The organism is Citricoccus sp. CH26A (assembly GCF_000224415.1).
Classification (GTDB): Bacteria; Actinomycetota; Actinomycetes; order Actinomycetales; family Micrococcaceae; genus Citricoccus.
Genome location: NZ_AFXQ01000013.1, coordinates 43035 through 56070 on the forward strand (window position 1 = coordinate 43035; position 13036 = coordinate 56070).

10 protein-coding genes are annotated in these 13036 nt (G+C 71.4%); 7 read left to right on the plus strand and 3 right to left on the minus strand.

Annotated features, from left to right (window positions below):
* The first annotated feature begins 206 nt into the window (after positions 1-206).
* Complete coding sequence (locus CITRI_RS0109400) at positions 207-770, plus strand: hypothetical protein (RefSeq protein WP_010144512.1); 564 nt, start codon at positions 207-209, stop codon at positions 768-770.
* Here the strand turns inward: CITRI_RS0109400 and CITRI_RS0109405 are convergent.
* On the minus strand, positions 752-982 hold the full coding sequence (locus tag CITRI_RS0109405; RefSeq protein ID WP_010144513.1) for a helix-turn-helix domain-containing protein: 231 nt from the start codon (positions 980-982) through the stop codon (positions 752-754). The two genes, CITRI_RS0109400 and CITRI_RS0109405, sit on opposite strands and share 19 nt — an antisense overlap.
* 207 nt (positions 983-1189) lie before the next feature.
* Between CITRI_RS0109405 and CITRI_RS0109410 the strand changes: the two genes are divergently transcribed.
* The 4 genes from CITRI_RS0109410 (at position 1190) to CITRI_RS0109425 (ending at position 9972) form a co-directional block, all read left to right on the plus strand.
* Entirely contained in the window at positions 1190-1828 is a 639-nt protein-coding gene (locus CITRI_RS0109410) for a hypothetical protein (RefSeq protein ID WP_029139183.1), read from the plus strand.
* A 9-nt stretch (positions 1829-1837) separates the two neighbouring features.
* Positions 1838-3400 carry a hypothetical protein gene (locus tag CITRI_RS17190; RefSeq protein ID WP_010144516.1) on the plus strand — a complete coding sequence of 521 codons (1563 nt, stop codon included), beginning with the start codon at positions 1838-1840 and terminating at the stop codon, positions 3398-3400.
* A gap of 112 nt (positions 3401-3512) precedes the next feature.
* Positions 3513-8411 carry an NAD-glutamate dehydrogenase gene (locus CITRI_RS0109420; protein WP_010144517.1) on the plus strand — a complete coding sequence of 1633 codons (4899 nt, stop codon included), beginning with the start codon at positions 3513-3515 and terminating at the stop codon, positions 8409-8411.
* A 7-nt stretch (positions 8412-8418) separates the two neighbouring features.
* A complete protein-coding gene (locus CITRI_RS0109425; protein WP_010144518.1) occupies positions 8419-9972 on the plus strand; it encodes a sensor histidine kinase in 1554 nt (517 codons plus the stop codon).
* 76 nt (positions 9973-10048) lie between these two features.
* On the opposite strand, the gene CITRI_RS0109430 is transcribed toward CITRI_RS0109425, so the two are convergent.
* Positions 10049-10297 (minus strand): WhiB family transcriptional regulator, encoded by a 249-nt coding sequence (locus CITRI_RS0109430; protein ID WP_010144519.1) that lies wholly within the window; start codon positions 10295-10297, stop codon positions 10049-10051.
* 419 nt (positions 10298-10716) lie between these two features.
* On the opposite strand from CITRI_RS0109430, the gene CITRI_RS0109435 reads away from it, so the two are divergent.
* On the plus strand, positions 10717-11115 hold the full coding sequence (locus CITRI_RS0109435) for a hypothetical protein (protein WP_141566045.1): 399 nt from the start codon (positions 10717-10719) through the stop codon (positions 11113-11115).
* A gap of 136 nt (positions 11116-11251) precedes the next feature.
* Here CITRI_RS0109435 and CITRI_RS0109440 read toward each other — a convergent pair whose 3' ends face one another.
* Positions 11252-11623: a DUF1844 domain-containing protein gene (locus CITRI_RS0109440; RefSeq protein ID WP_010144521.1), complete on the minus strand. Its 372-nt coding sequence runs from the start codon at positions 11621-11623 to the stop codon at positions 11252-11254.
* Between the two features lie 351 nt (positions 11624-11974).
* On the opposite strand from CITRI_RS0109440, the gene infC reads away from it, so the two are divergent.
* Entirely contained in the window at positions 11975-12982 is a 1008-nt protein-coding gene (infC, locus tag CITRI_RS0109445; protein ID WP_010144523.1) for a translation initiation factor IF-3, read from the plus strand.
* The last annotated feature ends 54 nt before the right edge of the window (positions 12983-13036 follow it).

Genomic DNA, 13036 nt, shown 5'->3' on the forward strand with positions numbered 1-13036 from the left:
TCTCGATGCCCTCAGCCAACCCTGGCCGCCTGATGATGTCAATAGATGCCCGATAGGCTCTCTAGACCCATGTACGTTCCTTTTGATGCTGTTTGATGTCATTCGATCATCAAGAAAGCGTGGTGGTGCGATCGCGTCTCCTCGGACCGCGGACCCACAGATCGCTGGCGCTCCTGCCGAGGGGCCACCCCCCCTAGGCTGGGCCCATGAGATGGGAACGGCTCTTCGCCGACCTCGAGGCGCAGCTGGCCCAGGGCCAGTGGCAGGACACCGAGGCCGAGGCCGCGGAGATGACCCGCGGTGAGCATGCGGGCATCACGCTGGCGGACAGGATCCGCGGGGCGCTCGGTGCGACCCTCCGGATCCAGCTGGCCGAGGGGGAGCGACTGCAGATGACCGTGTCCACCGTGGGTGAGGAGTGGCTCGGGGGCAGTGACCGGGGTGGGAGCCTGCTCGTCCACCTGGAGGGGGTCCTCGCGGTGGATGCTCCACTGGCCCTGGCGACGCCGGAGGACTCTCCCGGCCGTCGGAGACTGGGGATCTCCGCGGCCTACCGCATGCTCTCCCGCACACGGGCCGGCGTCGTGGTCTACGGACGAGACGGTCGCTCACTCGGGGAGGGGACCATCGACAGGGTCGGGAGGGACCACTTCGACCTGGCCGTCCATCCGCGGGACGAGCACCGCCGTGGACGTAACGTCCGCGGACTGCGGGTGATCCCGTTCAGCGCGGTGCAGGTGGTCCGGTCAGCTCACGCGTCCTCGGTCTGAGGCGCGCCGGCGCGACGGGCCTCGGTCTTGGCGGCCTGCTGTGCGTACAGGTCCTCGATGTACTGGTCGAGCTTGACCTGCTCCACCCGCCACTGGCCCCGTCCCCCGATCTGGATGGCCGGGAGCTCACCGCTGCGCACGATCGCCCGGGCCTGGGCCATCGAGATCTGCAGCTCCTCGGCGACGTCGGTCAGGGTGAGGAATCGCGGCATCGGTCCTCCGGGTGGTCGGGACGGGCGTACTGCCGCCCATTCTCCCACGTCCGCGGATCCCGGCCGCGGTTGTCCCCAGCGCCGGTGTCCAGGAACCGGTGTCCACAGTGACGGACCGTCGCCTGGGCGGTCCTTTCCGGATGTGACTAGGCTGATTGACGCATCCGGTGGTGGACGGGACCGCCGGGCCGAACAGGGAGGGCGCTCGTGGAGGGGACGAACAGCGCGGAGGCCCCGCGCCTTAGGCGACCGGGATGGAAGGACCCCCGACTGCTGGTGGGGATCCTGCTGGTCCTGCTGTCCGTGGCGGGGACCGTGGCCCTGGTCCAGTCGCTGGACCGGTCGGAGGGGTACTGGGCTGCAGGGCAGGACCTGGTGCCCGGAGCGGTCGTCGAGCCCGAACAACTGACCGTGGTGCAGGCACGTCTGGGCGAGGCGGCCGACGACTACCTGCCGGCGGACCGACCGCTGCCGGCGGACGCCTCGGTGGTGGGGACGGTCCGTCAGGGGGAGCTGATCCCGGTGGGCGCGGTGGCGGGCGTGGACCCGGAGTCCCGCCAGGCCGTCGCCCTCACGCTGGAGGATCCCCTCCCGGAGGGCACCGGCCCGGGGGCCCGCGTGGACGTCTGGATCGCCGCCGCCGACGGCCGGCAGGGGTTCGGCGAACCCGAGCTGGTGGCCCCGCGCGCCGAACTCGCCGGGATCTCCGAGGCCTCGGGATCCTTCGGCACCACGGGTGAGACCTCGCTGCAGGTCCTGCTCGGCCCCGAGGAACTGCCGCGGGTCCTGGACGCCAAGGGCAACGGCGCGCGCATCAGCGTCGTTCCCTCCCTCGGCGGGCGGTAGGGGCACCGGATGCGCAAGGTCTCGGTCGCCACCACCATCATGCCGGGGCACGACCACGTCTCCGGGCTGGAACGGCTGCGCGGGCCGGTCACGGTCATCCGGCGCTGCGAGAGCCTGGCGGAACTGATCTCCGTGGCACGATCCGGACTCGCGGACGTCCTGCTCGTGGCCGGGGACACCGGACAGCTCACGCTGACCTTCCTGGACTCCCTCGCCGCCGACGCCCGCGGACGCCGTGTGGCGGTGGTGGCACTCAGCGACGTCGCCGCGGAACGCGAACGCCTCGGGTCTCTCGGCGTCGTCGCCGTGCCCCCGGAGACACCGCCCTCCGACCTGGCCGCACTGCTCCAGGAGGCGGTGGCGACGGCGCGTCACCCGCTGCCCGTCGGTTCCTCCGAGCCTGACGACCCACCGCCCGGTCCGATGGAGCGACCCGGCCACCGGGCGGGTGGGGCCATCGTGCGGACCGGTGCGTCCGGGTCCGCCACACCGGGTGCCCGGCCCGCGGAGGCCGGCGGCGGGGCCGTCGACCCCGGCGCTGGCCAGGGCAGTGCTGCGGCCCCGGTGTCACCGGGGGAGTGGATCCCGGCCGACGGCCAGGACGATGACGACGGCGACCGGTCCGGGGCCCGACCGGCCGCACCGGTCGCGGTCTCGGCCCCGCCGGTGGATGTCCTGGCGGATGCCGAGGCCGGGGCCCGCCCCACCCGGACGACGGCCGTCTGGGGACCTGCGGGCAGCCCGGGCCGGACGACGGTGGCCGTGAACCTCGCCGTCGAACTGGCGCTGGCCGGACGCCGCACCCTGCTGGTCGACCTGGACACCTACGCCGCGTCCGCCGGCGTGCATCTGGGCCTGCTGGACGAATCGGCCGGCATCGCCCAGGCCTGCCGACTGGCGGACCAGGGCGATATCACCGCCGAGGGGGTCGCCCGCTGCGCCCTCCGTGCGCGCGTGGCCGGGGCCACGCTCCAGGTCCTGACGGGACTGACCCGCTCCGACCGATGGCCCGAACTGCGCCGGTCCGCCCTCGACGCCGTCCTGGCCGCGGCAGCCGAGGGGTGGGAGGAGGTCGTGATCGACTGTGGCTTCAGCCTGGAACAGGACGAGGAGCTCAGCTTCGACATCCCCGCGCCGCAGCGCAATGCCGCCACCCTCGCGGGCCTCGCCGCCGCTGACCGGATCCTGGCCGTGGGCGCCGGTGACCCGGTGGGACTGCCGCGCCTGGTCCGGGCCCTCGACGAGCTCGACCAGGCCGAGACGGCGTCCGGCGCCGTGGTGGAGATCGTGGTCAACCAGGTGCGGGCCGAGGCCTCCGGCGTGGCGCCGAGGTCCCAGGTCCGCAGCGTCCTCGAGCACTTCGCCGGGGACAGGACGGTGTCCGCCTTCCTCCCGTGGGACCGCAAGGCCCTGGACCGGGCACTGCTGGGCGGACAGGTGCTCGCGGAGGCCGCGCCGAAGTCGGCGCTGCGGCGGGCCCTGTCCGCGCTCGCGGGAACGCCGCAGGAACCGGCCGATGACCGTGCACGGCGCCTGCCGGTTCCCCGGCGACTGCTGGGCGCGGCCCGTTAACGCTTTGAGACGTGGGCCACTAGGCTCGGAGCCAGTGGACCAAGGACGTTCCACTGCCTCCGGACGCCCCGGTGCCCGGAGCCGTTGAAGCGATGGAAGAGGACACCACCACATGTCATCGTCGACTCCCCTGTGGACCGATCAGCACGACTCCACCACCCCGGAGCGCCAGATCGACCCCGCCCCGCTGTTCGATGCCTACTTCGAACACGTCTCCGAGGCGGACCAGGCCGAACTGGACCCGAGGACCCGCCAGGCGCTGGTGACCACGCACGTGGACCTGGCTGCCGGCAAGGGACTGCAGGACGCGGTCGTGAAGGTGACGCCCATGCGTCAGTACGCGCTCGTGCAGATCGTCCACGATGACATGTCCTACCTGGTCGATTCCGTCACCTCGGAGCTGACCCGGCAGGGGCACGCCATCCGCATCGTGGCCCATCCCACGGTCATCACCCACCGGGACCAGGAGAGCGGACGACTGCTCGCGGTGCACCGCGTCCCCACCCAGTCCGGCACCGCCAGCGGTGACACGACGGCGGCGCTCGCCGACCTCGGCCCGCTCATGGCCGGTGAGGGCGCCCGGGCCGTCGTCGAGTCCTGGATCGGGATCCAGACCGTGGGACCGCTGACGGAGGACCAGGCGGCGGACCTCGAGCACGGTCTCGAGGAGGTGCTCGCGGACGTCCGGGCGGCCATCGCCGACACCGACCGCATGCGCTCGGCGGCCTTCACGGCGGCCCGGGCCCTGGCCCATGACGCCCCGCCGAGCGTCCAGGGCGTGCGCCAGAGCACCGAGCTGCTGAACTGGATGGAGGACGGCCACTTCACCTTCACCGGCTACCGCGAGTACCTGCTGCAGAGCGGGGACAACGGGCAGGTGCTGGTCGCGCTGGAGGACACCGGCCTGGGGATCCTGCGCCACCGGCCCAGCGCGCCCCCGGCACCGCTGTCCATCGCCGGCCGCAACCAGATCGAGCGCCCCAACCCGCTGATCATCACCAAGGCCAACTCCCGATCCCGCGTGCAGCGGGCCGCCTACATGGACTACGTGGCCGTGAAGACGTACGGCGCGGACGGCCGGGTCACCGGCGAGCGGCGCTTCATCGGCCTCTGGGACCCCAAGGCGTACACGACCTCGGTGGAGGACATCCCGCTCATCCGGGACAAGGTGGCCGCGGTGCTGGCCCTGTCCGGGTTCCCCCGGGACTCCCACTCGGGTGCCGAGCTCCAGCAGATCCTGGAGACCCACCCGCGCGACGAGCTGTTCCAGGTGGACGTGGAGGAACTGTGGGAGACCTGCCGGCAGATCCTGCAGCTGCAGGAACGGCGCCGGACCCGGTTGTTCCTGCGCCCGGACACCTACGGGCGGTTCATGAACGCCCTCGTGTTCCTGCCCCGTGACCGGTACAACACCGCCGTGCGCGGCCGGATCCAGGACGTGCTGCTGGAGGCGCTCGGAGGGGAGTCCCTCGACTTCCAGGTGCGGCTGACCGAGTCCGTGCTGGCCCGGCTCTACTTCCGCGTCCGGCTGCCGCGCGAGCGCGAGCGCAGTGAACCGGTGGATGCCAAGGAACTGGAGCAGCTCCTGGTCGACGCGGTGCGCTCCTGGAAGGAGGGAGTGGACGAGAAGGCGATCGAGGCCTTCGGCGAGGACAGCGGCGTGGACACCGCCCGGCTCTGGGACGAGGCGTTCCCGCCCGCCTACCGGGTGGCCTACGAGATCGACGACGCCCTGGAGGACATCGGCCGGTTCTCGGCCCTGCCGGGGGACGGTGAACCGGTGGTGCACGTGGTGCCGGAGGACCGCGACGAGAGGTCACGCAAGGCGGAGGAGGAGGTCGAGGGCATCACCGTGGGCCGGATGAAGCTCTACTCCGACCGGCCCCGGACGCTCACGGAGGTGCTGCCGGTGCTGCAGAACCTCGGTCTGTCCGTGATCGATGAGCGCCCCTTCGAGGTCGAGCCGGCCGACGGGCGCAAGTTCTACCTCTACGACTTCGGACTGGGCTACCCCGAGGGCACGGAGAACGAGGTCTCCGCCCGACTGCTCGAGGACGCGGTGGTGGCCACGGCGACGGGATCCGCCGAGTCCGATGCGCTGGACCGGCTGGTCCTGTTCCAGGAGCTGCCCAGCCGCACCGTCACCATGCTCCGGGCGTACGCCAAGTACCTGCGCCAGCTCGGCGTCCAGTACTCCCTGACCTTCATGGCCGACTCCCTCCTGACCCACCCCGAGATGACGTCCCTGCTGGTGGAGTACTTCTACACCCGCTTCGATCCCTCGCTGCCCGCGGCCACGGACGACGACGGCGCCACCGCCGGTCCGGCCCGGCGCCAGGCCATGGAGGACGTCCGCGAACGCGCCGAGAACGCCCTGGATGCGGTCTCGACGCTCGACGCCGAACGCGTCCTGCAGGGCTTCCTCACCGTCATGCAGGCGACCCAGCGGACCAGTTTCTTCCAGGGGCATCGCCGGTTGAGCTTCAAGATCGCCACCGAGCAGATCCCGTTCGCGCCCCAGCCGCGGCCGGCCCGGGAGATCTGGGTGTACGCACCCGACGTCGAGGGCGTCCACCTGCGCTTCGGACCGATCGCGCGTGGCGGGCTGCGCTGGTCCGATCGCCGGGAGGACTTCCGCACCGAGGTGCTCGGACTCGTGAAGGCCCAGCAGGTCAAGAACGCCGTGATCGTCCCCACCGGTGCCAAGGGAGGGTTCTACGCCAAGAGGCTGCCCGATCCCGCCGCCGACCGCGGCGCCTGGATGGAGGCCGGGAAGGACGCCTACCGCACCTTCATCCGCGCCCTGCTCGACATCACCGACCAGCAGGAGCGCTCCGGCGAGGGCACGGTGTTCTCGGTGCGCGGGGACATCGTCCGCTACGACGGTGACGACGCCTACCTGGTGGTGGCCGCGGACAAGGGCACGGCGTCCTTCTCCGACACCGCCAACGAGATCTCCGCCGACTACGGGCACTGGCTCGGTGACGCCTTCGCCTCGGGCGGATCCGTGGGCTACGACCACAAGGCCATGGGCATCACGGCCCGCGGTGCCTGGGAGTCGGTCAAGAGCCACTTCGCCTCGATCGGCCATGACACCCAGGCCCAGGACTTCACGGTGATCGGCATCGGGGACATGTCCGGTGACGTGTTCGGCAACGGCATGCTGCTGTCCGAGCACATCCGGCTCGTGGCCGCGTTCAACCACCTGCACGTCTTCCTCGACCCGGACCCGGACGCGGCGGCCTCCTTCGCCGAACGCCGCCGGCTCTTCGAGCTGCCCCGCTCCTCCTGGTCCGACTACGACCGATCCTTGATCAGTGAGGGGGGCGGCGTCTTCGACCGCTCCGCCAAGTCCATCCCCGTCTCCGAGCAGGTGCGGGCCCGGCTGGGCCTTCCCGCGGACACCACCGAGTTGACGCCGGCGGAACTGATCCAGGCCATCCTGAAGGCACCGGTGGACCTGTTGTACAACGGCGGCATCGGCACGTACGTCAAGGCCGCGGACGAGGACCACGCGGAGGTCGGGGACCGGGCCAACAACGCGATCCGCATCAACGGCGCGGACCTCCGGGTCCGCGTGGTGGGTGAGGGCGGGAACCTGGGCTTCACCCAACGGGGCCGGATCGAGGCGGCCCTGGCGGGGGTGCAGATCAACACCGACGCGATCGACAACTCCGCCGGCGTGGACTGCTCCGACCACGAGGTGAACATCAAGATCCTCGTGGACCAGCTGGTCTCCGCCGGAGCGCTGGAGGCGCAGGAGCGTGCCGCGCTGCTCGAGTCGATGACGGACGAGGTCGCCCGCCTGGTGCTGCAGACCAACGTCGACCAGAACAGGCTGTTGCGCAACGACTCCCAGAAGGTCTCCGAATGGCTGCCCAGCTTCGAGCGGCACATCCACTGGCTGGAAGCGCACGGGGACCTGGACCGGGCGCTGGAGTTCCTGCCCGACGACGCGGAGCTCGAGCGTCGCCAGCAGGACGGGGCGTCCCTGACGACCCCGGAACTGGCCGTGCTCGCCGCCTACGCCAAGACGAACCTCTCGGCCGTCCTGCTGGACTCGGCACTGCCGGACGACCCCTGGTTCGACCGCACGCTGGACGCCTACTTCCCGGCGCAGCTCCGGGAGCGGTTCGCCGACCAGATCCAGCAGCACCCGCTGCGCCGGGAGATCATCGCCACCGTGGTCGCCAACGACGTCGTCAATACCGGTGGCACCACGTTCGTCTTCCGCGCCATGGAGGAGACCGGGGCGGACGCCCCCGCGGTGGTGCACGCCTACGTCGCGATCAAGGAGATCTACGGCTTCGGCCCGTTCCTCGATGCGATCTCGGCGCTGCCGGCGTCCGTGTCCGGGGAGGCCAAGGGCCGCGTCTACCTCGACGCCCGACGCGTGCTGGACCGCGCCGTGCGCTGGTTCGTCAACCACCGCACGCGCACCGGCGCCAGCATCAGCTCGGGGGTGGAGTACTTCCGGGACGACGTCCAGACGCTGGCGGAGGACCTGCCGCAGATCCTCCAGGGCCAGGACGCCGAGCGCTACGAGCAGTGGCGTGACGAGGCCCTGGAGATGGGCCTCCCGGAGGACCTGTCCAGCCGACGGGCCTACCAGTTCGAGTCCTACGGGCTGCTGGACGTGGTGCGCCTGGCGCGGAAGACGGGGCGCGACCCGCGCTCCGTGGCCGAGGTCTACTACCGCCTCTACGACTGGTTCGACGTGGATCCGGTGCTCAACCGCATCACCGGCCTGCCGCGTGACGGGCGGTGGCGCGCGCTGGCTCGGGCCGCGCTGCGCGATGACCTGTACGGCCTGCTGGTCAGCTTCTGCTCCGACATCCTGGACGGCAGGGGAGACACCGTCGACGAACTCGTGGCCCAGTGGGCCGAGGACCGCTCGACCAGCCTCACGCGGGCGGAGGGGTTCCTGGACGAGATCCGCGAGGCCGGGACCGATGACCTGGCCTCGCTGTCCGTGGCGCTGCGCCAGTTGCGCGCGGTGACGGCCCAGTAGGGTTCCGATGCCCCTGCTGACCGCACCGCTCGAGGACGATCCGGACCTCCGGGACGGCGACGTCGACTGGCTGCAGGCCGTGGTCGCCGACTGGCAGTTGCTGGCGGACCTGTCCTTCGGCGACCTGGTGCTCTGGTACCCGGTCACCGGGCCGGAGGAGCCCGACCGCGGTTTCGTCGCCCTGGCCCAGGCCCGGCCCTTCACCTCGCAGACCGCGCTGCACCGGGACATCGTGGGCAGCAGGGTGCGCGCGGACCTGAGGTCCCTCGTGGACCACGCGTGGCGGACCGGGGAGCCCACGGTCACGGCGCCCTCGGTCTACGCCCCGGACAGTTCGATGCGGGTCACGGTGTGGCCCGTGGTGCGTGAGGGGAGGACCATCGGCGTGCTGACCGTGCACCAGAACCTGACCGGGCAGCGCACCCCCTCCCGGCTCGAGCTCGTCTACCGCGAGAGCGCCCACCGACTGTTGGAGATGGTGTCCCGGGGCCAGTGGCCGGATCCGGACGACCCGGTCGGCGGGCCGCACCGCGGCTCGCCGCGCGTGGGCGACGGCCTCCTGCTGCTGACCGCGGACGGCCGGGTGGACTTCGCCACGCCCAACGCCGTCTCGGCCTTCCGGCGGCTGGGGGAGACCGACCCCCTGGAGGGTAGGTCCCTGGCCCGGGTCGTCACCGACCTGCAGGACGAGCGCCGCCCCGTGGACGAGTCCCTGCCCCTGGTCCTCACGGGCAAGGCGACCGCCCGCGCGGAGTTGCAGGTCCGGGCGGTGAGCCTGACCCTGAGGACGGTGCCGCTGAGGGAACAGGACGAGCGTATCGGGGCGCTGGTCCTGCTGCGCGATGTCACGGAACTGCGCCGCCGGGAGCAGCAGCTGGTGGGCAAGGACGCCACGATCCGGGAGATCCACCACCGGGTGAAGAACAACCTGCAGACCGTCGGCTCACTATTGCGCATGCAGTCCCGCAGGATGACCTCGCCCGAGGCCAAGCGCGGGCTGGAACAGGCGATGCGCCGGGTGGACACGATCGCGCTGGTGCATGAGACCCTTTCCCACGGCCTGGACGGGCAGGTGGACATGGATGCCCTGCTGGGCCGCCAGTTCCGCCTGGCCGTGGAGGTCGCCGGCGACGGCCGGCCCGTCACCACCGAGTACTCCGGCGGGTTCGGCCACCTGCCCAGTGACCTGGCCACGCCCCTGGCCCTGGTCATCAACGAGCTGGCCACGAACGCCGTGGAGCACGGCACCCGTCCAGAGGGCGGGCACGTGGGCCTGTCCGCTCGGCGCTCGCACGTACCCGCGGGGGAGCGGCTGGAGGTCCGGCTGTGGGACAGTGGCGCGTCGGATCCGCCAACCGGGCCCGACGCCGGCCCGGAGCCTCACCCGGCCCCGGCCCCGGCCGGGGCCGGCGTCGTGCCGGAACCGGGACGGGATGCCGGCCTGGGGCTGCAGATCGTGCGGACGCTGGTGGCCGGGGACCTCCGGGGGACGATCGACTGGCGCCGGCGTCCGGACGGGGGCATGGAGGTCGTGATCCTGGCCCCGGTCCCGGAACGCTGAAACCCCGGCCTGCTGGGCAGGCCGGGGTTCCAGGCGTTGGGGCGGGGCCGGAGGCCCCACACGGGGGGTCGGGGTCTCAGGAGGCCCGACGGGCGCGGGCGGCGCGACGCTTCAGCGCCCGGCGCTCGTCCTCGCTCATGCCGCCCCAGACCCCGGAGTCCTGGCCGGACTCGATGGCCCACTGCAGGCAGGTGTCGACTACTTCGCAGGTACGGCAGACCGCCTTGGCTTCCTCGATCTGGAGCAGTGCCGGTCCAGTGTTCCCCACGGGGAAGAACAGTTCCGGGTCCTTGTCCAGGCACGCTGCCCGGCTACGCCAATCCATGCTGATCGATACTCCTCTTCTGCCGGGCACACTGCGACCCGGCGCGTCCTACGTCTGTCGAAACGGACGATCGTCCGTCGGCGGGGCTGGTCGTCGCCATCGGTACGACGGCAAAGAAAAAAGGGCCGTAGCAACGACCCCCGCTGAACTCGTGAAATATCTTTTCATGTACATTGCACGTAAACAAGGGGTACGGCGGATTGGACTGCGGATATCCTGAGGTGTTGATCACAAGCCGGGTCCCGACGGGGCCGACTATTCCGGCCCCGGCGCGGCACTGTCAAGGGTGACGGGATCCGGTCCGGTGGGGGCGGGGTCGGCCTTCCCTCCACGGCAGCGCCCAGCGCCGCCGGAGCGGGGAGGGGCAGCGGGCGAACCAGGTCGAGGACAGGACAACGTCGGAAGGACGGCACGAGCACGTGAGTACGCAGAGTCGGCAGGGTCCCAGGCCCCCGGCCGTGGTGGCGGTGGCCCTGGTGCTGCTGCTGCAGGCCCTCGGAGTGCTGGTGGCGGCTGCCGGGTTCGGGGTGCAGGTCGGGACGGGGTCCCTGAACCTGGGCGCCCAGGTGTTCCTCGTCGTCCTCATGGTCGCCGCCGGGTTCTGGATCGGAGCCGTGGGCCTGGGCCTGTGGCGCGGCAGGCCGTGGGTCCGTGCGGCCACCGTGGTCATCGAGATGTTCGCCGTCATCCTGTCCATCAGCTTCTTCTCGGCCGGGAACGTGCTCATGGGCGCCCTGTTCCTGCTGCCGGCCGCGGTGGCCCTGGTGCTCATGTTCTCCCGGCAGGTGGCCTCCTACCTGGCCGGACTGCCCTCCTGACCGTCCGGTCGTGCCCGGGGTGCCCTGGGCCCCGCCGGGGCCTCGGGACCGGAACGGGGCGGGCCCGGCGTCCTCATCTGGAGGCGCCGGGCCCGGTGGTGTGACGGGGGGCTGGAGGGCGTGGACGGACCGGCGGTCAGTTCACCGCGCCGGTGTACTTCTCGCCCGGGCCCTTGCCCGGCGCGTCCGGGAACGGCGAGGCCTCGCGGAAGGCCAGCTGCAGGGAGCGCAGGCCGTCGCGCAACGGGCCGGCGTGCTGGCTGCCGATCTCCGGGGCGGCGGCGGTGACGAGGCCGGCCAGGGCGGTGATGAGCTTGCGGGCCTCGTCCAGGTCGATGAGCTCCTGGGCGTCCTCACGGTCGGCCAGGCCGACCTTCACGGCCGCCGCGGTCATGAAGTGGACGGCCGTGGTGTTGATGATCTCCACCGCCGGGACCTCGTGGATCTCCCGGACCCGGTCGGCCACCGGCTCGCCGGACGGGGAGGGATTCTGCTGTGCATCGTTCATGCTGGTAAGCTTGTCACAGACCAGCTGGTCCGCTGGCCATTCCCCCATGGAATGGCCCACGGTCACCAGCCATCGAAAGTGGAGGCCATCTCCCACCCGCGTCAGCAGGAAGTCCGGATTCCGGGCCGAGTTGCCGGGTTACCGGTCCGGCAGTCCCGCGAGGGGTGTCGCACCGTTCGGTCGGCGGAATGCTTCGCCGACCTCGGCCTCCGTCTGCGTTGAGCACGGAGGCCTTAGTCGTCTCCGGGCCCGGCGCAGGGGACCGCACCCGGGACGGCGGCCCCGAACCCGAAGAACCCAGACCACAGGAGTTGCAAGATTAGCGAGCCGAGAATCAACGAACGGATCCGCGTGCCCGAGGTGCGCCTGGTCGGCCCCCAGGGCGAGCAGGTCGGAATTGTGCGCATCGAGGATGCGCTGCGACTTGCCACTGAGGCCGATCTGGACCTCGTTGAGGTGGCCCCGACGGCGAAGCCGCCGGTCTGCAAGCTCATGGACTTCGGCAAGTGGAAGTACGAGGCCGCCGTCAAGGCCCGTGAGGCGCGGAAGAACCAGACGAACACGGTGTTGAAGGAAGTCCGCTTCCGCCTGAAGATCGACACCCACGACTACGAGACCAAGGTCGGCCACGCCCGGAAGTTCCTCACCGCGGGGGACAAGGTCAAGGCCATGATCCAGTTCCGCGGACGCGAGCAGCAGCGTCCGGAGCTGGGCATCCGCCTGCTCGAGAAGTTCGCGTCCGACGTCGCCGATGTCGGCAGCGTCGAGTCGACCCCCCGTCAGGACGGCCGCAACATGGTCATGGTGGTCGGGCCGGTGAAGAACAAGGCCGAGGCCCGCGCCGAGGCCCGGAAGAGCCAGCAGGACATCCCCAAGCCCGAGCGTGTCGGTTCGCGCCGTGACGTCGCGGCCCGGGAGGCCAAGTCCAAGGTCGCGGAGGACACCTCGTCCGCCCCGCTGTCCAGCTCGATGTCGGACGCGATGCCCGAGCAGCTGAAGAAGTTGGCCCAGGCCGGCTCGGCTGCTGCGGCACCGGCGGCCGCGCCGGCGGAGGACGCTCCGGTGTCAGCTCCTGCTGTGACGGAGGAGGCCAAGCCCGCCTCTGCTCCGGCGGAGACCAAGCCGGCTGCGGCCAAGCCCGCGACGGCTCCGGCGGAGACCAAGCCGGCTGCGGCCAAGCCCGCGACGGCTCCGGCAGAGACCAAGCCGGCGGCGGCCAAGCCAGCAGCGGCTCCGGCAACCAAGCCGGCGGCGACTCCGGCTGCGGCCAAGCCGGCACCCAAGCCGTCGATGCCGAAGCCGGCCCCCAAGCCCGGTGCGGCCCCGAAGCCCGGTCCCAAGCCGGGCGGCAGGAAGTAAGGCCGGCATCACACCTTCGGTCCGGCATCCCCGGACCGTCCAGATCGGCCCCGT